The 23,282-nt window shown below is 54.9% G+C and carries 15 protein-coding genes and 2 tRNA genes; 6 read left to right on the top strand and 11 right to left on the bottom strand.

Annotation, left to right across the window (positions count from 1 at the left end):
• The 3 genes from FRY97_RS06930 to FRY97_RS06920 form a co-directional block, all read right to left on the bottom strand.
• Window positions 1–915: hypothetical protein (locus FRY97_RS06930; RefSeq protein ID WP_211356824.1), on the bottom strand; the 915-nt coding region annotated here is incomplete at its 3' end.
• Window positions 916–1,730: 815 nt separating this feature from the next.
• Complete coding sequence (locus tag FRY97_RS06925) at window positions 1,731–2,246, bottom strand: hypothetical protein (RefSeq protein WP_147166716.1); 516 nt, start codon at window positions 2,244–2,246, stop codon at window positions 1,731–1,733.
• Between the two features lie 30 nt (window positions 2,247–2,276).
• Entirely contained in the window at window positions 2,277–4,655 is a 2,379-nt protein-coding gene (locus tag FRY97_RS06920) for an outer membrane beta-barrel family protein (RefSeq protein ID WP_246141612.1), read from the bottom strand.
• A gap of 502 nt (window positions 4,656–5,157) precedes the next feature.
• Between FRY97_RS06920 and FRY97_RS06915 the strand changes: the two genes are divergently transcribed.
• From FRY97_RS06915 to FRY97_RS06900, 4 genes are read left to right on the top strand one after another with little or no spacing between them, the layout of a single operon-like run.
• Window positions 5,158–6,108, top strand: a complete 951-nt coding sequence (locus tag FRY97_RS06915) for a UbiA prenyltransferase family protein (protein ID WP_147166715.1) — start codon at window positions 5,158–5,160, stop codon at window positions 6,106–6,108.
• A complete protein-coding gene (locus FRY97_RS06910) occupies window positions 6,093–8,747 on the top strand; it encodes a PEP/pyruvate-binding domain-containing protein (protein WP_147166714.1) in 2,655 nt (884 codons plus the stop codon). The genes FRY97_RS06915 and FRY97_RS06910 overlap by 16 nt, the downstream gene beginning before the upstream one ends.
• On the top strand, window positions 8,744–11,059 hold the full coding sequence (locus FRY97_RS06905; RefSeq protein WP_147166713.1) for a phosphotransferase: 2,316 nt from the start codon (window positions 8,744–8,746) through the stop codon (window positions 11,057–11,059). The genes FRY97_RS06910 and FRY97_RS06905 overlap by 4 nt, the downstream gene beginning before the upstream one ends.
• The gene (locus FRY97_RS06900; protein WP_147166712.1) at window positions 11,056–11,565 is read left to right on the top strand and encodes a hypothetical protein; all 510 of its coding nucleotides are present in this window, start codon (window positions 11,056–11,058) and stop codon (window positions 11,563–11,565) included. Before FRY97_RS06905 ends, FRY97_RS06900 begins: the two co-directional genes overlap by 4 nt.
• Here FRY97_RS06900 and FRY97_RS06895 read toward each other — a convergent pair.
• Window positions 11,464–12,129 carry a methyltransferase family protein gene (locus FRY97_RS06895; protein WP_147166711.1) on the bottom strand — a complete coding sequence of 222 codons (666 nt, stop codon included), beginning with the start codon at window positions 12,127–12,129 and terminating at the stop codon, window positions 11,464–11,466. The two genes, FRY97_RS06900 and FRY97_RS06895, sit on opposite strands and share 102 nt — an antisense overlap.
• A gap of 14 nt (window positions 12,130–12,143) precedes the next feature.
• Here FRY97_RS06895 and FRY97_RS06890 point away from each other — a divergent pair, with 14 nt between their 5' ends.
• Both FRY97_RS06890 and FRY97_RS06885 read left to right on the top strand, forming a co-directional pair.
• Window positions 12,144–12,719 carry a CDP-alcohol phosphatidyltransferase family protein gene (locus FRY97_RS06890; RefSeq protein ID WP_147166710.1) on the top strand — a complete coding sequence of 192 codons (576 nt, stop codon included), beginning with the start codon at window positions 12,144–12,146 and terminating at the stop codon, window positions 12,717–12,719.
• Between the two features lie 798 nt (window positions 12,720–13,517).
• Window positions 13,518–13,973, top strand: coding sequence for a hypothetical protein (locus FRY97_RS06885; protein ID WP_147166709.1), 456 nt, complete (start codon window positions 13,518–13,520; stop codon window positions 13,971–13,973).
• Window positions 13,974–14,117: 144 nt separating this feature from the next.
• On the opposite strand, the gene FRY97_RS06880 is transcribed toward FRY97_RS06885, so the two are convergent.
• From FRY97_RS06880 to FRY97_RS06850, 7 genes are all read right to left on the bottom strand, one after another.
• On the bottom strand, window positions 14,118–15,071 hold the full coding sequence (locus FRY97_RS06880) for an endonuclease/exonuclease/phosphatase family protein (protein ID WP_147166708.1): 954 nt from the start codon (window positions 15,069–15,071) through the stop codon (window positions 14,118–14,120).
• Between the two features lie 64 nt (window positions 15,072–15,135).
• Window positions 15,136–16,071: a restriction endonuclease gene (locus tag FRY97_RS06875; RefSeq protein ID WP_147166707.1), complete on the bottom strand. Its 936-nt coding sequence runs from the start codon at window positions 16,069–16,071 to the stop codon at window positions 15,136–15,138.
• Window positions 16,072–16,911: 840 nt separating this feature from the next.
• Window positions 16,912–16,984: transfer RNA gene (locus tag FRY97_RS06870), tRNA-Gly, on the bottom strand.
• Between the two features lie 154 nt (window positions 16,985–17,138).
• Window positions 17,139–17,214, bottom strand: a tRNA-Gly gene (locus FRY97_RS06865).
• 484 nt (window positions 17,215–17,698) lie between these two features.
• Entirely contained in the window at window positions 17,699–19,258 is a 1,560-nt protein-coding gene (locus FRY97_RS06860) for a DUF4836 family protein (RefSeq protein WP_147166706.1), read from the bottom strand.
• 638 nt (window positions 19,259–19,896) lie between these two features.
• Complete coding sequence (ccsA, locus tag FRY97_RS06855; RefSeq protein ID WP_147166705.1) at window positions 19,897–22,770, bottom strand: cytochrome c biogenesis protein CcsA; 2,874 nt, start codon at window positions 22,768–22,770, stop codon at window positions 19,897–19,899.
• Between the two features lie 91 nt (window positions 22,771–22,861).
• Window positions 22,862–23,257, bottom strand: a complete 396-nt coding sequence (locus tag FRY97_RS06850) for a cytochrome c maturation protein CcmE domain-containing protein (protein WP_147166704.1) — start codon at window positions 23,255–23,257, stop codon at window positions 22,862–22,864.
• Between the last annotated feature and the right edge of the window lie 25 nt (window positions 23,258–23,282).

Genomic DNA, 23,282 nt, shown 5'->3' with positions numbered 1-23,282 from the left:
TAGCGCGCTGGGGCTGACCTGCCCATTGGGCGCTGCCGCGCCGCCCCAGGTGCCGCCGGCGGGGCTGGCCGTCATGAAGAACGGGCTGCCGTTGGCGCAGGCCGTTGGCGGCGGGTTGATGATGGGGTTGGGATTAGTCAGGACGGTGATTTGTATTTCCGCTTCAGGCGGGCAGATGCCTGCCCCGGGAACGCTATAGGTAACGGTATGCACGCCCGGGCCCCTGAGCACAGGGCTAAACACGCCGGAGGCGCTTGCCGCGCCGCCCCAAGTGCCGCCCGGCGGGTTGGCGGTAAGGGTGACCGAGGGGTCATCGGGGCAAAACGGGCCGACGGGGTTAATGACAGGGTCATTACCTGAATTGTTATCTGGCGCCACTAAAGTTGCTGTGCCGCCGGTCTCAATGGTGAAACCGACGCCATTTTCGGTGATGTTGTCGAGGATGATGACATATTGGGTGCCCGCAGTGAGGTTGATGGTGTTTTCCCACTCCTGACCGCCTTGTACCCCCCAGCTATTCTGTGGGTTGGAGGCAATGCCGGTATGGGAGAATGGCGGATTGGTAACCGGGCCCGTCCAGTTGCAGGCAACCTGCTGTGCCCCAGGATTGCCAGGGCAGGCATTGGCCAAGATGGCAAAATCAAAATCAGCCCCGAGGTTGTTAGGCGTAATGAGCATTTCAAAGGTGCCGGAAGTAGCCGCTTCGAAATACAGAAAATAGGCATCGTTCTCGCCTCCGAAAAGGCAGGTGCCTGCATAGCTGTCGTTGGTATTGGAGCCAGAGATGCTGGCTACGTTCAAAGTAGAGCCATCGTAAAGTTCAGCATCGCAGCAATCTAGCTGGGCGAATAGCCCATTTGAATACACTAGCAAAATCAATAACAGTAGTGTAGAAACGCGTAGTCCTTTCTCCATCAGTGCTTTGTTTGAAGACAGTTGCCTATCTTTTCAGTGAATGTTAGAGCGGTTGATTGGGGGTAGGAAGTTTCAGGCGTTGTGCATTGTTTCTCTGGCGCACAAAATAACTTGAATTTGCCAGATTCAATAAAATATGTTGACTGCTCTGAGCCATGCGGATATAAATACGGGCAATTGGCGTTTAATGATCATTGATTGGAATGGGAAAGCCCGCGCAGCTTCCCCACAAGTTGGTGTTGCCAAATAGGTGACAGCTGTCGCGGATGCGATTTTGGTGTATGTTTGGGTCTTTGTTGCTTAAAATCAATGTTTTATAAAATTAGCTTCCTCGTTGCGAGCCTGTTTGGGCTTTAGCAACCGGGCTATCCCGCTGGGCAGCGGGGCACTTTGGGGCTTGTACTTCGTTTCGAAAATCTTTCCTGTTTTATGTATGAAAAGCGGGATCCGGTTTTGGTGCTTTGTCTAGCCCATAAGCTGCAAGTTCTCGCCTAGAGGCAAAATGCCAACGGGCGCAGATCAAAATGTCGCAAGCGTTTAGGCCTTATCGGATTTAGGATGGAACCGGACTAGCGCTGCGGAGGGGTGGGAAGCCCGATAGGGCCGAGCGGATAGCGAGCCCCGAAGCATAGCGACCCCTGCCTTCTGGCAGGGGGAGGCCCCTATACCTTTGGCCCCATCCCAACAGGCTCTAGATTTGCATTTGGCCCGCTCAGCTCAAGTGCAGCGGCATGGCTAGAAACCCGCTGGCCATACTGGCACAGCAGGTGGGCATAAGCCTTTGATTTTAATGATAAAACCGCTCCAAAAAGCTTTTATAGAAAGAGCAGGAGCAGGGTCAGGATGACTCCGCCGATCGTAAAGTACAGCCCTTTTTTAAAAGGTTGGGTACCTGGTGCGAACATCCAAAAGGAGGACATCACAAAGAAGAACAGCCCAAGCCCGAATAGGATATTCAGGAAAAAAAGGGGGTCTGCCGATTTGGCTTTGTGCAGATGGGTCATTTTATCAAGGAGGAGGGGCAATTTTTTTACGGTATAGGCCACTTCGCCTGTTTCTGCATTGTAGATGCCCTGCTTGAAGTACATAAGTGCGCCCTCGGTTTTTTCAAACTGGAGGTTCTTGATCCGTATCGCTTTGCCAAGGGCTTCGGCCGAGGCATTGGGGGCGACGACTTGCTCAATTTTCGTTTCTTTTTTCAAGAAGTCGGTATCCCGGAAAATCAATACGATTCCGCTGAGGGAATAAACGGCCATGATGCCTGCAAGGAAGAAGCCGAGGTAGCGGTGGTAGACCCGCATTTTGAATGATAAGCTGTTGTTGATAGCCATGTCTTAGGTTTGTAAAAGTTGATATAGACGTTAAAAGCGTTTTTGCCCTGAAAACTCCATGGCTTCCCCCTTGCCAAAGCCATAGCTGAAGCCCAGGGTGATGAACCGGCCCCTGAACCGCCGGTTGTAAAGGTTGAACGTGGCTTGCTCTGCGGTGCTCTCTTGAACCCTTGAAGCAAATAGGTCGCGCACGCTGAGGTTGATGACGCCTCTGCCGTTTAAGACTTTTTTCCGGAGCCCCATGTCCGCGAAAACTTGGTCTTCTACGATGCTTTGTACGGTTTGGAAACTCGAGCGGTAGTGCCCGGTTATTTCAAAATCGATATTGGCCGGCCCCTTGAGCTTTGCCGTCACTTTGGCCGACCACTGATCGGCGTCGAAGTTGAAAGAGGTGCCTTCGAGCTGGCCTTTCCGGCTGAAATAATTGTAATTGAGGTCGCCGTTGAGGGAGAGCCATGCTTTGGGCGAGTATTTGAAATTGGCTTCTAGCCCGGTTGACTGGTTGGTGCCTATATTTTGAGGGGTAGTGGTCTGTACATTATCGGCTACAGTGGCTACCCTTTCTACCACATCGGTAGTGTACCTGTGGTACAGGCTGAAGTTGAGCGAAGCCTGGCCAAGGAGGTAAATGGCAGAAACTTCGTAGGAGTCCGTAAATTCTGGCTGCAGCTCCGGGTTGCCAGTGCGGATGCTAAAGTTGTTGCGGATATTGAAGAAAGGGTTGAGGTCCCATAGCCGGGGTCGGAACACCCTTCTGGAATATCCGGCCTGGAAGGAAAGGGCGGGCGTCACCTTGAAGGATGTATGTGCGCTAGGGAACAAGTTGAGGAACCGCTGTTCATTTGCTGTTTGTGTGGTAGCGAGGAGGGTGTTGAGTATGGTGCTCTCCAGCCTGAGGCCTACTTTCAGCCCCCATTTTCCGCCCTCATAACCGCCTGTACCGTATAAGCCAAGGACCTGTTGGCCATATTCGAAGACATTGGTAAAGTTGGGGTCATTGGCCCATAGCCCATCTTGGAGGTTGCTTACCGCAAAGTCATTGCTCACATCGGTTGCGACGTACTGCGCGCCCGTTTCGATGGTGAATTGTTCGGACACCGGCCGGGTGTAATCGAGCTTGAAAGTGTACTCTGCCTCTTTGAAGTCGGTTCGCGTTTGCTGGCTGGCGTAGCTGGTATCTCCAACCGTTGTGTTGTTGTCAAATACAGAAGATTGGCTTTTGCCAAAAAAGCTGCCCAAGGCGCTGAAGAGCAGCATGTGCTCCTCGTCATCCTCAAAGTCTTTTTTGTACTGCAGCTCGTACTGCCATTTAGGGTTGGTGGCCTGTGTAGACTCTGTCCTTTCCCAAGCGGAAAGGAGCTGCCCGGCAGCATCACGGAACTCGAAGGCTGTGGCAGAAGGCTGGTCTTCTATCTCGTAGGCGAAATTGCCGGAAAGGGTGAGCACGTTGGCCTCGTTGATGTGGTAATCGGCGCCGAGTATGAAGTTGTAAAAATTTTCGTTTCGGAACTCTTCCCCTTCGCTCAGCAGGCTGTTGCCGGACCTTAGGTCTTGGTTCGTGCTGCGCACATCGTTGGGCAATTCCCGGTAGCCTGCCCCGAGTTGGCTGAAGAGGTTGAATTTTTCGGTCCGCCGGTTGAGGCTAAGCCCGAGGCTGTGGTTGTGCGGCCAGCCGGTATTGAGGGTTACTGATCCGTTGATGCCATCCCGCTCTTCTTTCTTCAAAACGATGTTGATGATCCCTGAGGTGCCCTCTGCATCATATTTGGCAGAAGGGTTGGTGATGACCTCAATGCGCTCTATCATGTCGGCCGTGAGCGTACCGAGTGCGTTGCCTTGTTCGCTGGCTAGTACAGAGGGCTTGCCATTGATGAGGATCTGTACGCCGGTGCTGCCCCTTAGCGCGATTTCTCCTTCAATATTGACATTTACAGAGGGTACGTTGTTCAAGATTTCCAAGGCGCTGGCACCGGTGCTGCTCAGGTCTTTGCCTACGTTGAACACCCGCTTGTCAAGCTTAAAAACGGTCTGTGATTTTTCTGCCCGTACGACGACCTCTTCTAAGGTCTGCTGATCTTGTGCCAGTTGGACGACGCCCAGGTCGATGGTGCCCCCTTCTTGCTCAAAGTTGGCCAAGGTCCGGGGGGCAAAACCGATAAAAGTGATTTGGATGCGCACGCGGCTGTGGGGTGCTTCGAGGGCAAAAGAGCCGTCGGGGCCTGTTGTAGTGCCGCCCAGGCTGGCGTCATTGTCCAAGCTGGTGAGGAGTACGGTAGCAAACTCTACCGGTGTGTTCTGCACCGCTTCGACGACCTTGCCGGTTATGGCAACCGACTGTCCGCAAAGGGGCAGGCTGGCAAAAGGGAGTAGCATGGAAAAAAGTAGACAGCGGGCTGTAGTTGGGCTCATCACCTGAGTAATTTGTGTAAAGATGACACAAAGCTAAGGTTCCACAGGCAATTCGCCGGGGAAATTTTCTGTGCAGGAGGCCTGATGCTCAGTTCCGCTCAGTTGGGGGGATGGGCAGGATGATTCTCTAGTAGCCTCTGGCGCATCGAGTCTAACGCTGGCATTGGCCTAGCGCTGCGCAGGGGTGTTAAGCCCGATAGGGCCGAGCGGACAGCGAGCCCCGGAGCATAGCGGCACCTGCTGCGAGGCAGGGGCAGGCCCCAATTGATGGGCAATCTGGTTTGTGCCTATTGGATGTGCGGTTCCGCTTCGTTTGGGTGGAGGGGCTATTTCGGGGACCGAGCCGGGCGCAGCAGCACGCAGTTTGATGCGGAGCGAAATCTGGTGTTGGTGGGCTACATAGGATGAATTTTGACATTGAGGTTTGTCAGGCTGACAAGAAATAGCGATCTTCCGTCATTAAGAGATGCTAACGTAGCATCTCTAAGTCCAAACCTCAGGCATGAAAAAAACAAGCTCCGCTCCGCCACCGCTCCACATCCGGCTATTCATTTATGCCAGAGAGATGTTCCCCGTTTGGGTCTACCTGCCCTACGTTTTAGCCCTTTATGTATGCATGAGCATTTCGGTACAGGCGGCGGTAAGCGGGCAAGCAGTCTTTGGCAGTTACGCCTATGTAGGGATGGCCAGCGCTTTCCTGTTTATGCTACAGATGAGGGCGTTCGATGACCTCAAAGACCTCGAGATAGATAAAAGCCTTTTCCCCTGGCGGGCTACGCCCCGGGGGCTGGTCCTCAAGCAAGACCTACAGCTTCTGGCATGGGGGAGCTTTAGCCTCCTTATCGCTATCAATGTAGCCTGGGCTCCGGCCACCCTGTGGGTATTTGGGCTGACCCTGCTCTACACGCTATTGACTTACAAATGGTTCTTTGCGGAAGCGTATCATCGGGAGCACCTTTTTTTCACCATGTTGACGCATCAGCCTTTGCCCTGGGCCATCAATTTTTACCTCATACATACCGCTATGGCGGCGCAAAGCCCCGCTGAGGCATTTGGGCTATACCATTTTGTGGTGCTGGCTGTTTTTTCCCTGCCCATAACGGCGTGGGAGGTATCGAGGAAGATCAGAGGGGCAGGGAAGGAGACGCAATATGAGACTTTTTCCCTGCTCCTTGGCCCACGTGCTGCTGCGGTGATCCCATTGGCCTGCCTTTTGGCGATGGGAGGGCTGGGCTTGAACCTCGGCAGTGAGCTACAGCTTGGGGGCATCTATTTTCCGGCCATGTGGGTATTGACCGGGGCGATGGCATTGGGGTATGGCCGGTTCATCATTTGGCCTACAGCTGCAAACAACATTCTGACCCTGTTTGCTATGGGGTTTGCGGTACTGTTTTTCCTCAACCTTCTGGCCCACCTGCTGATGAAATACGATGTGCAATGGGCCGCTTACTGATATATGAGTGGGGTGCCGGGGCAAAGTGGGGTTACAAAGAAGCCGATGTAGGGGGCAAGGCCTGGCAGCTGCTGCGCCTAAAAGCGGAGGGGCTGAAAGTCCCTTCCTTTTTCATCATCCCCTGGAGCAGTATACGGGCGGCCTTGGAGCCTGTGATCGGACAAGTTGAAGAGCTGGCCCGAGGGGCTGAGCAGGAAGGCAGGCATCTTGACGTCAGCAGCTTAAGCAGCAGCATAGGCCGTATATGGGCCGCTGCCAACTGGCCAACGGATTGGGCCATGCACCTACAGGAGGCCACAGCAGAGAGGTTCGGGGCAGATTTCGAGGTGGCGGTGCGCTCTTCCGTAACGGGCGAAGATGGTGCACAGGCGTCTTTCGCTGGGCTGCACTACAGCGCCTTAGGCGCCACCGCCAACAACCTGGGCGCTGAGCTGAAGCGCTGCGTAGCTTCGGCCTGGGCATTACGGGCTTTGGCTTACAGGCAGGAGCTGGGGCTCCCGCTAAGCGGCATACAAGTGAGCGTCGTGGTACAGGAAATGCTGGACCCCTTGCGTTCCGGCGTTGCCTTTTCGATGGATGTGCAAGGCAACCTGGCCGATGTGCTCATCGTAGCCGGCTATGGGCAGGGCTTAGGGCTAGTGGATGGGGCTGTACCTTCAGATACCTATTGGGTCAACCGTAAAGACAGTGAAGTAAGAGCACAGATAGCCAATAAAGACCGTGCGGTCCGCCTGAGCCGGGGCAGCCGGCCTGCCCTAGCAGCGGTACAGCCGGAGGAGCGGCTTTTGAACGCCCTTTCGGAGGAAGAAGCGGTGCATATCGCTGAGCAGGCTTGGCGAGCTGAGCAGATGCTGGAGAAGCCGGCAGATATAGAATTTGCGATCACGGCCGATGGCTGTTGCTGGCTGCTGCAGGCCCGGCCGGTTACCACCGTGCCTGCGGGCGAGCTGGCCATACTGGACAACACGAATATCGTTGAGAGTTACCCCGGCCTAACACTGCCGCTCAGTTTTACGTTTGCCCGCTGGGCTTACGAAGAGGTGTTCCGGGGCAGCGCAGCTGCATTTGGGGTCAGGAAGCGAGAACTAGAAAAATTGAGCCCGGTCTTGGGGCAGCTGATCCAGCATTTTCATGGCCGGGTTTACTACCGCCTGGAGCACTGGTATCAGATCATGGGCCAAATCTACAGCTCTGCCCGTGCCCTTGGCGCGTGGGAGCAAGCGGTAGGGCTCCGGAAGCCTGAGCGGGAGCAGGCACGAGCCAAATTTCAAAACCATGCCCGGGCGTTTTTAACGGCCTGCAGGTTGTTGCTCCGCCTGCGGGAGGGCAACCGGGCTTTCCTAGCGGCATTCCCGGGATTTTACCGGCGTTTAGAAGCCACTTCTCCGGACGAGAGCGGTCAGGGTTTTGACTGGCATAGGTTTGAGGCAGCCGTGCAGGCGCTCTTCCGGCCGTGGTATCAGACGCTGGTCAATGATGTGGCCGCATTTCAGGCTGTTGGGCGGCTGCAGCGTGCTTTGGCAAGGTGGGCGCCACAGGCGGCGCCTGGTGTAGCCATAGATCTGCTGAGCGGCGGCCCGCCTACAGGATCGGAAAAGGCTCTGCTCGGTGCCTTGTCTTTAAAGGATGCAGTATTGGCAGACCCCGGTTTAAGGCAGTTGTTCGCCCGGCCTGCCAAAGAAGTGCTGCAAGCTTTATCCGGGGGGCAATCCCCTGATTTTTATGCCCAGCTGCAGTCTCATTTAGAAAATTATGGGCACCGAACCCTGGCTGAGCTCAAATTGGAGGCCCTTTCTTTCCAGCAGGCGCCAGAACAGTTTATCGCCCTTCTGCAACGATACATGGATTGGGAAGAGACAGCGCGCACGGTGCGCATGCGCAAGGAGGGGAGGGCCCGGCAGGCCATGCAAACATTGAAACAAGCTTTGCCGGCCTGGCACCCTGCCTTTTGGTGGGTCAAGGTGCTGGCCAAGTTGGCCCGTTATGGGGTGCGCAACCGGGAGGAAATGCGTTTTTGCAGGGCAAAAGCCTACGGAGCAGTAAAGCTGATTTTCGGCCGGTTAGGGGCCGTACTGGCCGCAAAGGGGGTGATTGCAGCCCCAGAAGATATTTTTTTTCTACAGCTGGGAGAGGCCCGCGCTTGCTTCTTGGGCGGGGAGGGGGCAGATCTGCAGCATCTTGTGCTGGGGCGAAAGAGGGAGTTTGCCCTTTGGGAGAAAGAACAGCTGCCGGGGCGGATCATCGCGCCTATTGAACAATTGGAAAAGCTCCGGTTCCAGGGGCAGCCGCCAGACGTCCCCGCAGGTGCCCTTTCTGGCACAGGGGTTTCGGGCGGCCGTATCTGTGCGGAGGCTGTTGTACTGCATGCGCCTTCGGCAGATGCGGATGTGGGAGGGAAAATATTGGTCACCCCAATGACCGATCCGGGCTGGGTATTCCTGATGAGCCGTGCGGCAGGCCTGGCCAGCGAACAGGGCTCCCTGCTCTCCCACACGGCCATCATTGGCAGAGAGCTGGGCATCCCGGTAATTGTAGGCGTCAAAGGGGCAACCCGCCACATCAGGACGGGCGAATATTGGGTGCTCGATGCGGATGGCGGGTATCTTAGGCGGGAAGGTTTAAAAAAGGAAAAAGAATGAGGACATACCCTACGGTACCTGGCAGGGGCCACAACTCTGAAAGGGCAAGGCAGGAAAGGCTGGCTTATTTAAAATTGCAGGGTTATCACCTGGAAGCTATCGCGGAGGGTACGCTCGGCGAGCTCCATTTTCAGCACAAGATAGAGGCAGCAATCGGCACGGTGGAGATACCGGTAGGGCTTGCCGGGCCACTGCTGTTCCAAGAAGGGGAAGAGTGGGTTTATGCGCCAATGGCCACACTGGAAGGGGCTTTGCTGGCGAGTGTCAACCGGGGCGCTAAAGCATTGAGCCTCAGTGGCGGAGTTGCTGCAGAGGTCCATAGGCAGCGTATGGTGCGCTGCCCGATGGTCTTATTTCCGGGCGCGGGGGAGGCAGCGCGCTTTGCAACGTGGGCTGTTGCGCAGCTGGATGGGCTAAGGCAAAAGGCAGAGGCACAGTCCAACCATGCGCGCCTGCTGTCTATGGAGCCGGTAGCGATCGAGCGCAGCGCCCACCTCCGGTTTGTATATACCACTGGGGACGCCTCCGGGCAGAATATGACAACGGCCTGTACCTGGTATGCCATGAAGTGGCTGATGGGCAAGGCTTCAAAGGCTGGGTTCGAGCCAGAGCAATGGGTAATTGAAGGGAATGGCTCTTCTGATAAAAAGCTATCGGCCTATGCACAGGAATCTGGCCGTGGCATTGCAGTGACGGCCCGGGCGCTGCTCTCTTCCGAAGTGTTGGCTAAAGTCTTAAGGGTAAAGGCACCGGCTTTGTTAGACTGTATGCAATATTCTAAAGAGCTGGCGCGCAAAGATGGGATGTGGGGGTACAATATCAATGCCGCCAATGCGATTGCCGGGGTGTTTGCCGCCACAGGGCAAGATCTGGGCAGCCTGCACGAGTCTTCAGGTGCCTTTTTCGATTTGGAGGAAGTGGAAGACGGGGTACTGGCCAGCCTCTACCTGCCCAACTTGGTAACGGGCACGGTAGGGGGCGGTACGATGTTGCCAAAGCAGCAAGAAGCGCTGGCCTTGATGGGCTGCAATGGGGCCGGCCATGCGCATCGTTTTGCGCGCCTGATTGCCGGTTTCGCTTTGGGGCTTGAGCTGTCAACGCTCTCTGCCATTGTAGGCGGGCAGTTCGCGGCGGTGCATGAGCGAATGGGGCGGAACAAGCCGGTCAATTGGCTGGTCAAGGCAGAGCTGGGCACTGATTTTATACGCGGGCATCTGGCAGGCGATAAGGCTGCACAGCTGGAGTCGGCCCAATTAGCCGCCATCCCCTTGGCCGGAGAAGGGATACTTTCTGGGCTGTCTGCGCGGGTCAACCGCAAGCTCACTGGGCTATTCCCGTTCCGGTTGGGCTACGCCAATGGGCGTACAGCGCTGGCACTGCTGAAGCTGAAGCCCACAGGGCATGAGGTGCTGAGTGGGCTCCGCAAGATGGCACGTGCGATCGAGCCTCAGCTGGCCGATGAGCTAGAGCGGGGCGGCCACCTTACAGAGTATGAGGGCTGCCACCTGAAAGAAGGGGCGGTGTACCGGGCCTTGCAGGGAATGGAGTGCCCGCCCTGTCCGCTTTGGCTGGGCGGGCTGGAAGAGGAGGCGCGGGAGCTTTACTCCATATTGATAGAATGGCTGCCAGAAGGGGAGATGAAGCTGTTCAATACGGAGCAGGAGCCTTGGCTTTGGGGGGCTGATGATATTGCAACGGCCCTCGACGGAATTGGGAGGGTGCATCGCTTTTCTCGTCATCAGCTGATGGCCGGGGCATTGCCGGAGGTACCCCACTTTGCGCCCTGGTCTGCTGCTCGTCTCTATGCCGCCTTCGCAGCTGTGGCCGCTCAGGAGAGCGGGCACCCCTTTTGGGCGGGGGCTGCAGAAGGCGGGCCGGCCTACTGGCGTTCCCTGGAGGTACGCAGGCAGCAGTTGGCTACCCCTAAGGCTTTGGTGCACAATGATTTCAACCCTCGTAATGTTGCACTGCGGCGGGATGGACGCCTTTGCATCTATGATTGGGAGCTGGCTATGTGGAACATTCCCCAGCGGGACATCGTGGAATGGCTGAGCTTTATACTGCCTACAGGGTTCAAGCCTGGAGAGGCATTGCAATGGCTGAGGCATGCTTATGCTATGGGGGGGCAGCCTGTGCCTTGGGCAGCCTGGCTGAAGGATGCGGGCTACGCCACGGAAGAGTACCTGCTGACTAGGGTCAGTTTTTACCTTTCCGGGAATGTGCTTGCAGATTACCCCTTTGTGGAGCGGGTGTCTGGCAATGCACTGCGCCTGCTCGAGGTCCTGAATGGCGTTTCAAAAGAGGCCCTATGACCCCTTTGTACCTGTTCATATTGCTCCCCGTCACCTTAGCCGGCATACTGCATATGCTTGTGGTGCGCAAGAAATTGGCAGAAGGGCTGGCGGTGCCAGTAGCACCGCGCATTTTGGGGCGCAACAAGACTTGGCGGGGCATGCTCTTTATGCCTTTGTGTACGGCCCTGCTGTCGGTACTGTTTTCAGGGCTGCCAGAGGGGCAGCCGGCCTGGGAAAGCGGCTTAAGCGGTTGGTGGACCGGAATGGCCTATGTGCTGGCCGAATGGCCTAATTCGTGGCTGAAGCGCCGGCTCGGCGCCGCCGAAGGGGAACGCCCGCAGGGCTATACCTGGGGCTTTATCGTAGTGGATAAGACAGACTCTGCGCTTGGGGTCAGCTGGGCCGCCTGGTATTTGTACGGGCTATCTTTTGGGCAGTGGGCCGTTGTGTTCATCGCAGGGGTTGGCTTGCACGTTGCACTCTCCCTCCTGTTGGTCAGGCTGGGCATTAAGCGCTCGTTTTAGGTTGGGGAAAAGCGCCCCTGTGGCCGCTTTGTAACGGGCATAGGATGGGCCAAAATGCTGGGAAAGGGCGCGTTCTTCTACTGCTATGCGCTGGTATACGGCCAGGGCCGGCAGCAAGGTTAGGGCTAGGATGCTGATCAGGTCTGACATAGCCAGCCCCAGCCCCAGGTCGTAAAGCAGCAGGCCGGCATACGAAGGGTGGCGGATGTAGGCGAACACCCCATTGGTGTGGAGTAGCTGCCCCTGTAGGAAGGCAATTTTTGTGGTGAAAGCATTGCCCAATTGCCTGACCGCCGCCCACCTCAGTGCCAGCCCGGCAATGAGGAGCAGCAGGGAGGCCCAGGTTGCCCAGCCTGGCAAAGGGAGAGGGGCGGCGTTTAGCATGAAGCTCGCCAAGCTGATCCCCAGAGCAGATAAAATGAGCCACCTGAAACGGGGCAGCGTCCCAGCATCCATTACTTTACGGGTGCTGCTGGGCGAGGCCTGCCGGCTGAGCGAGATGAGCAGCCCGGATAACGAGATCAAGCCCAATTGAAAGAATACCAGCAAATGTTGTCCCATCATAAAATTGTCGAACTATGCCGTTGAATATACCAAATATCTTGTCCCTGCTCCGCCTGCTTGGCTTCCCATTTGTATTATGGGCCCTGTGGTCAGGGGAAGAAAACCTTTTTGCCTGGCTGATATGCATAAGCTTGGCCACCGATATTTTGGACGGCTGGATAGCCCGGGCTTTTCACTTGGAGACAGAATTTGGTGCCCGCTTGGATTCCCTAGCGGATGTAGGCGTGTACCTGGGCGCGATAGCAGGCATTTTCGTGTTCAAATCTGAGGAATTTTCTCCGTATTGGAGCTCTTTTGGCGTGTTTATCGGGCTTTGGTTGCTGGCACAGTTGATCGGGCTGCTCAAGTTTGGCCGCTTTCCCAGCCTTCACCTCTACTCATGGAAGATTGGGGGGTATATACAGGGGGGCTTTTTCTTCGCCCTGTTCACGCTAGGGTTTAGCCCGGCCTTTTATTACTTCATGGTAACCTGGGGCATACTAGCTTTCTCGGAGCACATTTTACTGCAAGCCCTTATGCCCGAAATGCAGTCGAATGCCAAAGGGCTGTGGTGGTACCTGCGCCAAGGCAGTGGAGGAGGGCAAGGGTGAGGCTGGCCTGCCCAGAGCGTATGGTGAGGGGGAGATTAGAAGGGCGTGTGCCAAAATATCTCAGGCGTTGATGTTTTTCGGGCTGGGCGTGAACCAAAATATCGCAGGTGTTTATGCTTTTGGGGCTCTAGTGGTCTGTCAAGGCTAAAACTAGGGGTTGCCTGCGGCGGCTTTTGAGGCTACTCTTCGTTGGACAACCCCTTACGTAGCGCTGCTATGCGCGGGAACATCCGCCTTGATTTAGCCTCAAAATCCGCTCCCACTCAACCCATAAATTAACACTTGACAAACCACTAGTGCCTCAAGCCATAAACCCTTGCCACCCCAAGTTTCGTTCTTTTCCGCCTACTCTTCGTTAAAGAACCGCTCCTTTAGCTCGGGCTAAAGTCGCGAACCTTCGCCTTGATTAGCCGGAAAATAACTTCAACTTAAGTATCAGAGATTTATGGCTTAAGGCACTAGCCTAGCATTGGCCTAGCGCTGCGAAGGGGTGGCCGAAGGCCAGACCCGACGCCTGTAGGGCGAGGGGCCGAGCGGATAGCGAGCCCCGTAGCATAGCGGCACCTGCCGTCGGGCAGGGGCAGGCCCCAATCCTTGCGGAGGGGGCAGGCTCAAAAAAACGACAATCTGGTTTGCGCCCTTCGGGCTTTAGCCTGGCATTGGCAAATGGGCATCAGCAAAGGTTAGGCCTAGTCGGGGCTATTTTCTTTTTGTAACTTTAGAGGGCGGGCACAAGCGTTCAGCGCTGCCTGGCATAGCACCTTGATTCATAATTGTACAAACTAGCCCTAAATATCCATGAGGCAACTGCTGTTCATTATAGCGATAGGCACGATGGTGTGCCTGCTGATTCCAGGCTGTTGCAATTATTGCGCAGAGCGGGGCGGCGAACTGATCGAATTGGAAATCCGCGATGCTACGACCGGTGCCAACCTGATTGACAGCCTCAACTTGCGGGCAGGCGATATCGGGCTAGTCAGTGACCTTCCAGCCCCCTATGGCTACAGCCTATGGCATGCCGGCGGCCACTTCCATATCGACGCCCCCTCCGTCCTTGAGCGGGGAAATCTAGCAGACCGTCTGACGGTTCTGGTCAGGGGCAGTGTGGTAGAAGTCCTGCTCATCAGCTACAACGACGGAGGGGAGGACAGCTGTTGCGATTATGTCTCCCCGAGTATCGACAGCCTCCGTGCATTGGGGAGCACAGCAGTCAGCCAGGATGATGAGGGCTGGCGGGTGGTGGTGTTTTTATAGCAGGAGTGCTTCGCCCCTTTGTGCAGGACAGGGGGGGCGTACTTAGACAGCAATACTTTTCAGTACCGGGCTAGGGCTGCCGCTATGTGAACATAGGGATTTGACGCAGGTCAAACGGATACCAGCACACAGCAAGCGTAATGGCTATAATCGAAACGCTGCCCACAAAGGGTAATGGTCTGACAGCATATAAGAGAACTGCAGCTTGGTTTCCGAATCGGCATCCCATAGGGTAGGGACGAAATCAAAATTCCCTCCATCGGAGAAGGTCATGGACAGATGGTCTTTTTCCCCTTTCTTAAACCAGGCAATCTGGTCGTAGTACTTCTCCTCATCAAAGATAGACCTTGTGATCTTCTTGTCGCTCAGGCTTGGGGGGATGTAAAGCCCCTCTGACAGGAAGGTCTGCTCCAGCAAGTCACCTCTGGCATCGATGTTGAAGTCGCCCAGAGCGATCAGGTTCTGGTCAAACGCATTCAAGTTTGTCGCCCACTCTTTGATCCACTTGGCGATAGCCCTCAGTTCGGAAATCCGGTCATCAGATGATTGCCCGTACTTGATGTGCAGCGTCAATAGGATAAACGTACTGGACTCAGATTTGAAGCTCACAGCATAAGGCGACCTCACAAACTGACTGATCAGCTGGCCTTGTTCGATTTGGCCGTGCCATTCGTTGGGGACGACCAATTCGCAGGCCAGCCCGGACAGCTTTACCCTCCGGGTATCAAAAAGGTAAGCCATGCGCTCATCATTGCCAGAGGCCCCCCGGTTGACATCCGTGAGCACAAAGCTCCAGTTTTCCCCTAAAATTTTCAGCGTATCCCGCAATGCCCTGATGTTTGATTTAACCTCCTGCAGGGCAATCACATCAAATCTGGAAATAATTTCAGCAATGTACTGTATTGAAGACAGGTTTCGTCGGGGGCTGTCCTCTGAGGAGGTTTGCCACTTCCTGGTCAGGCTGCCAAAGGCCCTGATGTTCCAGGTAGCGATGAGCAGGTTCCTGCCCAATATTTTCGGGGGGATTTTGTCATTCAGCTCGCTTTTCAGCTGGCTCAGCTTCTGCACGGATGGCTCGGGCATAGAGGGGATAGACATAGTAATAGGTTGTTGGTTAGGAGCTGTCCTAAGGATTGGGGTAAGTTCATGTAAAACAACTTTCTCACCCCTCAAAATAATCCAAATCCACCCGCTTCACTTCAAAAACTTTATGCGGCGAAACGCCCACGTTATGCTCAATCATAAACTGCCCCAGCTGCTCTCCGTCGATCAGTATGATCTTGGGTTCGATGGACTGAATGTACTCGTAGGCAGATTTGGGGTAACTGGAGGTGGTGATGAAGACGCCTTTGCGGGCTTTTTTGCCCAGCAGCGCCCCGGCGAAGTCGCGTACCTCGCGTACGGGCACGGTATTCTCCCAGCGTTTGGCCTGAATGTAGATAATATCGAGCCCCAGGCGGTCTTCTTTGATGATGCCGTCCACACCGCCATCGTTGGAGCGCCCGATGGCGCGGCCGGCATCGGCGCGGGTGCCGCCGTAGCCCATGGCTAGCAGAAGATCGACTACCAGTTGTTCGAAGAATTGCGGGGAGGCATCTAATACGGCTTGCAACAACTCCTGAGCCAGTTCTTCCTGCAATTTTTGATGAGCAAATTCCAGCTGTTCTTCGGGGTTTTGGCCGGCATCGACTTCTTTGGAGTTGTCCGATGCGCCGCCATCTGTTTTTGTAGCCTTCTGCTTGCCTTTCCGGAAAGCAACAAACTCCGGGAACTGGTCCAGAAATGCGACATCAATCCGATCGGGTTTAGTTTCTAGGGTTGATCTTCCCCGCTCCGTGATTTGCAAGGTGCCCCGCTTTTTAGATTCAAGCAGCCCGGCTTTCTTGAGGTAAGTGGAGGCCCATCCTACTCGGTTAGCAAACAAAGTCGCATAACCACTGGGCAGCATCTCTTTCAGCTCTGCCCGGCTCAAAGCAAACCGCTGGGCCAGTAGATCAACGGCATCTCTCAAGCGGTAGGTTGTACCATCACCGGCTAGCTCCAAAAGGGGCAGCATGATGGATTGGTAATCGGGTATATTGGAGGTGGTATCTGGCATTGATTTTTCTTGGCTGAGCACCTAAGATATCCAATTTAGCATGAATTTGATGTAAATAACTCGTCTAACATTGGATGGGCACCCTTTTAAAATCACCTTCCTTCCTCCGACAGCAGATCCAGTAGCCTCTGATTTAAGTAATAATTCCGGCGCCCTTTTTTGATTTTCTCCAAGAGCTGTATCTCCACTATTTGATTAGGCGGCGCGTTTGGTTTTTGAGCCATCAGATTGGCTTCTCCACTTTTTGCAGCGCTAGAAAACAAAAGCGGCCCTGCTTGCGCAGGGCCGCTTTTTGGTACCCGGAGCGGGGCTTGAACCCGCACGGCCACAATGGCCACAGGATTTTCTTACCAGCTACAGCTTTCGCTGCCCCTGACGGATACGGTCAGGCTTTGTGGTCTGGACTTTCTCTTCGCCTTGCTCTTCAAGAAGAGGGTAGGCGCTTCCCGTCAAGTCTCTACACCTTCCCCGGCTAAGGCCAGGGCTTGGCTCGGGATTACCATTCCGATAAAGGAGAAGGCTTCCCCGAATTTGAGAAGTTCTACATCCGGCGTTTCCGCCAGCGCACTCAAATTGCTTTAAGTCCTGCGTGTCTACCAATTCCACCATCCGGGCATTGGATACAGCTTAGCGCCTGTCGGGGCGGGCTTCTAGGCGAAAATCGGCCCCGCTATTTTGCGGGACAGCCCGATTGCTAAAGTCCAAACAGGTGCTAAATGAAAAGGGGCGTGCTAAAGTCAAGGCCTGCTCCGTTGAGCGGCATTTTGTTTAGCGCTTTCAAGATAGCTCAAACGGAGCTACCTACAAACAAAAAAGCCTTCTGCGTACAGAAGGCTTTTGAGCGGATGACGAGACTCGAACCCGCGACCTCAACCTTGGCAAGGTTGCGCTCTACCAACTGAGCTACATCCGCTTGTAAAATGTGCAGCGCTCTATCCCGCAGACTTGCGGGAAGCTACATCCGCTTGTAAATATGCAGCACTACAGCTCCAAAACTAACCAAAACAGCTTGAAGAAGCGGCTCTGCAACAGATAAAATTTAAAATGAACAACGTTTTGCTCCAAATTGGAGCGGATGACGAGACTCGAACCCGCGACCTCAACCTTGGCAAGGTTGCGCTCTACCAACTGAGCTACATCCGCTTGTAAAATGTGCAGCGCTCTATCCCGCAGACTTGCGGGAAGCTACATCCGCTTGTAAAATGTGCAGCGCTCTATCCCGCAGACTTGCGGGAAGCTACATCCGCTTGTAAAATGTGCAGCGCTCTATCCCGCAGGCTTGCGGGAAGCTACATCCGCTTGTAAAATGTGCAGCGCTCTATCCCGCAGACTTGCGGGAAGCTACATCCGCTTGTTGCCATTTCAATTTGAGAAGACGTTTCTTCTCCTCTCTTTTTCTAAGAGCGATGCAAATATAGCGTAATGCTATCCAAAAAAGCAAGCCTTTTGCGGTGATTTTTTCTTTCTATCCTTCAAGTAGTTGAACCACAGCGAGAAAAAAAACAGGCAGCGAAAACCGCTGCCTGCCGGTCTGCTGCGACAGCATAGCGGGCTAAATAAAAATTTAGACAGAAAGCCAGTTCCGTAAAGCATTGATTTGCAATAGGAACGAGCTCCAGGCATTCGCTTACAGTTCGCTCTCTGTTTTTTTGCGCTCAGCAGCCTCTATCAGCTGCCTCAGGCTGTTCTGCCCGGTCTTGTCCAGCTCCACCCGGAAGCTCAGCCCATCACGGTCGGCAGAGGCATCCACAGACTGGAATTTTTTGAGGTCGTCATCCCATTCTGCCAAGGGGAGGGGCGTCCCCAAGGCTGTGAAGATGTGTTTGTTCACCAGGCCCGAAGCCCGGTTGGCCAACTGCCCCCGTATGCCTTGCTCGCCACGCTCCACACGGTCGAGCAGCTCAGGGGTAGTGCTCAGGAATAATAGGCCGTCCTTGATCAGGATCTGAGCATCAATATTGACACCGCTTTCCAATATCTGCCCCAGGGTATCTTTTTTCGCTGCTGTTTTTACCTTCAGAAAGCGGTAACGCCCCGGAGAAAGCTCCTGCAGCCCTTGCTCTTCCTGCGCCTTCGCCAAGTGCTCCATCAGCAAGCTTTCGTCATCCAGCTTTGCCCCGAAAACCATCTGCTCAAAATCATAAGCCGCCAGCATGATGTCGCCATCTAAAACCTCCAGCACGTCGGCTGTAGGCACACCGTAGCCCTCCAACAGCTCGCCTACCAGCCCTTTGCTGTACTTTTCGATCAACAGCTGATTGATGCCGTTCATGTCAAAAGCTGCTGTCATGAAAAATACGGGCTCGCCTGCAGGCGCCATTGAGACAAAGTCCGTGGCTACTTCGTCCCTGAAAAACATATCCAGGTCGTTTTTCAGCGGGCCAGACAGCTCCAGCCCTATTTTGCTGCTGATTGCGCCTTCTTCAAAGGTGATCGTCTGTGTGATGTACTGCCCCCTCAGGTCTGCCTCCTTGTAGTTGAGCATCTTGCCAGACAAAAGCGCCGCCTCATTGCCCAGTATGAAATCGGAAGAGTACCAGGCCATGATGTCATAAGACTCGCCCGCTAAGCTTTTGCGCAGCGACTTGTTCTCTGCCACAGAATTCGCGGGAGGGGTGTCCAAGAGGCGCTCCAAGCGGGCTTTCGCATCCGGCCCGCCCTGAGACAGCCCCACCAGGGCGACTTCCTTGTTCCAAGCTACGGCAGCCTCGCCCAAGCCTCCCGCTATGCGGAAGCCATTGCGCGCGGGCACCGCCTTGGTGTCCATGCTCTCTATCAGTTCGCCAAAGGCTTTTTCGTCTGCCAGCGGCAGTGCCATGACCACAAACATCCCGGTGGTATCGCTCAGCAAAGCCGAAATGTAGGCATTCCCGCTGAGGTCAACCCCAGACGTTGATGGGCGCTCCAATACTTTGGCCAGCACCGCGCTCTCTTCCTCCGCCTCAGCCAGCATTTCCTGGTAGGCCGCCTTGCCCTTCAGCGATTCAAAGCCGGCTTTGTCCATCAGCTGCTGCAGCCGGATGGCGCTCACCATAGCCGTCTCCTTGGGGATGTAAGTCAGGCTTGGGTCTACAGGCGCTAACTCCTCCTGACAACTGCTGGCCAATAGGGCCGAAATAGCGATCAGCAACAGCCCCCACAGTTTTGGGGCAGGTTTCACGAACTGGCTCAGATTCATATTCTCCATGGTTTCATCAGTTTTTTTAGTTCAGCCGGTAGGTTTCCATACCCGCGCAAAGTGGGCAGGGCTGGGGCGCCGCACCATTCTTATGGATTAAGCAGGATGAAATTTCGATTAATGTGCCGAAAGGGGTGGGCTGAGCGGTTTGGGCGCACCCCGCGCACTGTTCGGGCTCATGCAGGCGGGGCGTTATGCTCCGGGCTGACGGCCGCTCCCTATCGGGGCGGCTTGACACCCTGCGCAGCACTTGCGCGCTCCGGGCTGTTCCAAAATAGTAATGTGGCGATACGCCGTAAAATAACTTTACTCAGTTAGTAATTTCTTGCTTTATGAGGCAAGTTTTGACGAGACCAACTGCGGCTCCCAGGTCCCGCCCGGCTTTCCCCAATCCTTGCTGCCACTTGCACTGTGGGCAAGCGCCTGTCTGCACTTTAGTATTCGGGCTGTCCCGCTGAGGCAGCGGTACTTGGCTAAACTCCGGTTTTTGTGCCATATCGGACCAAAAACTGCAAGCGCTTGCCCAGGCGGCCAAGATCCGGGACAGGCTCTAAGCAGGTTCGGTGATCTGGCCCTGCAAGCGGCAAAAAAACGCCGGCTGCCCAGTATCGAGGGCAGCCGGCGCCTGTTCAGCGGGCGGCAATCGGCTAAGCCCTTGCCGTTTGCCGTTGCTGAATCCGGACAAACATGCTGAGCAGTAGCCCCAGCATCATCAGCGTGGACCCTATCCAGAACAAGTTGATGCCCGGGAATTCTATGGCCTCCAATACAATATAATCTGAGCGCAGGGAATCGGTCGCCACCTGAAACGGCAGGGGCTTTTCCCCAGCCTCGGATTGAGCCAGCTGCAGCTCCACCGTCTCCGCCTCCGGGTTGATCCCAGTAAAACGGAAGTGCAGCCCAAGCGGAGCTATCTCGTCCTTCAGGTTGAAGGGGCGGCTGTCGCGGATAAGGTAGAGCGGCTGCGCCATGTAGGAGCCGCCCTTAGCCCCTTGCACGCTGATCATCGCACTGACAGCGATATCCCCGTCTTCTGCCGTGTAGTTGGGGTGCTCTGGGTTTTTATTGAAGCCGGCAAACTGCACTGTGTGCCCGTTGAAGTTGACCTGATCGCCTTCCTTCATGGTAAAGGGGCTGTACTCCATATTCATCTCTCTCCCAAAGACCGCATCGAAGACCTCCTCGTTCAGCCGCACCTTGGCACTGATGTCGTTGATCTGTACCGGGTAGCTGTACAGCATCTGCCCGCGCAGCACGAGCACCGGCTTGATGCGGTAAACGCTGTCTTCATCAGCCCGCTGTATTTCCATATCCAGGCCAATTGGGATATCCCCCTGCTCCTCCTCGTAATCCGGGTGGGAAGGGCTGCGGTCTACCTCGAGTATCCTGGCCCGGAAGTCTTTGACATAAAAAGTGTCCTGATCCCTGAGCGGCACGGTATCCCGGAAAGCAATCAGTTCGCCGAGCTGCCCACTGTGGGTCTTGTAATTGAGGCTGTCCTCTCTTTCTTTGCGGTACTCCATATCGATTTCTACCATAGGCAGAGAGGCGATATGGGTGAAAATATCCCGGTCCACATAACGCTTGGTAGAAGGGTTGGATGCCGCGATCTTAGTGAAAGACTTGTCGTAGAGGATATTGGGCTTGAGGTCAAACTCTTCCACCACCTGTCCGGCGCTATCCCGCTTTTTGTAGTTCACGGTAAAGGTGCGGGTGAACTTATCGACCGTATCGCGCAGGTAAGTCACTTCGTATTCGCCCATGATGAGGGGGGAGCCTTTGAACAGGATCACATTTTTGCGCATCTGCTCCTCTGTAGCCCCCTGTATCAGGCCCTCCATGACAAAAAGGTTGTTAGAGATCACCTGCTGATTGAGCCCGGAGGCCAGGATGCCGATGACCATTACCCCAAAACCCAGGTGAGATACTACGGAGCCGGCCATCTTTAGGTTGCCGCGTGCGGTGATGAAGAGGTAGTCGAGGTTGCTGACTACCGTGAACCAGCTGAAAAAGAGCATCAGCTGATATTGCCAGGCGTTCACTTCTATCCAAAGGGTAGTGAGGTAGCTCAGGAGGGCCGCTGCCAGAAGGGCTGCCCCGCTATGCAAGCTAAAGCGCTTCAGCTGCTTGGCGAAGTGCTGCTCCCGGAACCTGAGGTATTGAGCAGTGCCGGACAGCAGCCCGATGAAGACCGCAATCCAGATTTGGTATTTGTTGTAATGTGGGATGGGGTCTGTAATGACCCGCCCGATGTAGTCCGGGTCAAAGTAGGACATGATTTTGTTGTAGACCGGCAGAGAAGTAGACCAAGTGATGATCATCGCAGAAAACAACAAGACCAGGCTGCCGATGAACATCCAAAACTCCCGGGAGCTTGCAGCCTCTTCTTTTTTAGGGTTGGGGATGCGGCTATAGCGCAGCCCTAAGGCCACTGCTCCCAGCAAGGCGAAAAAGCCAAGAAAAGCTACGAGCTGTGTCTCCAGCCCCATTTCCGTGAAGGCATGCACAGACGTATCGCCCAGTACCCCGCTCCGGGTCAGGAAAGTAGAGTAGACGATAAACACGAAGGTCATCAGGTAAAAAGCATAAGTGCTCCGGATAGAGTGGCCAGTAGCATTGGCAATCAGGTTGGTGTGGATGCCGGCTATAAGGATGAGCCAGGGCACAAGCGACATATTCTCAACGGGGTCCCACGCCCAGTAACCGCCAAAGCTCAACGCCTCATAGGCCCAGGCGCCGCCCATCAGTATGCCTATGCCCAAGATGCCGCCACTGAACAGGCTCCACCTCAGGGCTGGTTTCAGCCAAGATTTGTGCTCGTTCACCCAAAGGCCCGCCACAGCATAAGCAAAAGGGATGGCTGTGGACGCAAAGCCCAGGAACAGAGTGGGCGGGTGGATGGTCATCCAATAATTTTGCAGCAGAGGGTTCAGCCCGGTGCCGGCAATCCGTTCTACATAATCGGCAGAGGCAAAAATTGGCGCATCCACTACCTCCCGGAGGAGCATCAGGGGGTTGCTGCCAAATTTCATCGGGTCATCCCCAAAACCAACGTACACGCCCAGTATCATGGAGCCGATGAACAGCTGTATCAAGGCGAGCACCGAAAGGGTAGGGGCTTCCCATTTCCTGCCCGTAGCCATCAGTACACCGCCCAAGACGACGTGCCAGAACATCCAAAGCAGGAAACTGCCTTCTTGCCCTTCCCAAAAGGCAGAGAAGATGTACTTCATGGGCAGGTCTTCTGAAACGTGAGCCTGCACATATTGGTACTCGTAATACTGGTTGATCATCACGTAGAACATGATGCCAATGATAGAAAAAACACTAACCCCGTGCGCTGCGAAGGACCACCGCCCTATGCGCAGCCACTGCCCGGCTTCAACGGGCGCTGCCCGCCTTTGCGTAGCAAAAAAGTAAGCCACTGCAGACAATAGGCTGGCAGTGAAAGACAACATGATGGCAGCCTGCCCGATTTTGCCGGGAAGCAGGTGCTCGCCTATGTATTGAACTTGTTCCATGTATTCAGGAGGTGAGGTGGTGTCAAAAACCCCGGAGGCCAGTCGTCCTTCGGGGTTTTGGTGGTCGTAAGGTGAGCAGGCTAACGGTAGCTTATTGTGCCTCGCTCTTGATGTAAACTTCTTCGTCCTTGTATTTCGAGGGGCATTTCATCAGCATATCCGTTGCGACGAACTCCTCGCCTTTCATCTGCCCGGTAAGGACAATCTGCTCTGATAGCTCAAAGTCCTGAGGTTTTTCAGAAAGCAGCACGACTTTTTGCTCTTCCCCTACCGCATCCTTGATGTAAAAGCTGAAGTAATTGGGGTCTTCTTCCGGGTTGTAGTACATCTCTTTGTCCTTGGACAGCTGCCCGGCAATTTTCACCCGTTCGCCCGAGCTGGCTGCATCTGCGAAAGTAGCGTAGGTGCTCATGTCTTCAGCTGCGGTGGTCAGCAGCCCAATAGAAACAGCGACCATGATAATGGCAACGATATATATTTTCTTCATGACAGTGATGTTTTCTTCGAGATAA

The sequence above is a fragment of the Phaeodactylibacter luteus genome (assembly GCF_007993045.1).
Taxonomy (GTDB): domain Bacteria; phylum Bacteroidota; class Bacteroidia; order Chitinophagales; family Saprospiraceae; genus Phaeodactylibacter; species Phaeodactylibacter luteus.
Note: the sequence above shows the minus strand (reverse complement) of the source record. Positions and strands in the feature narration are given on the sequence as shown.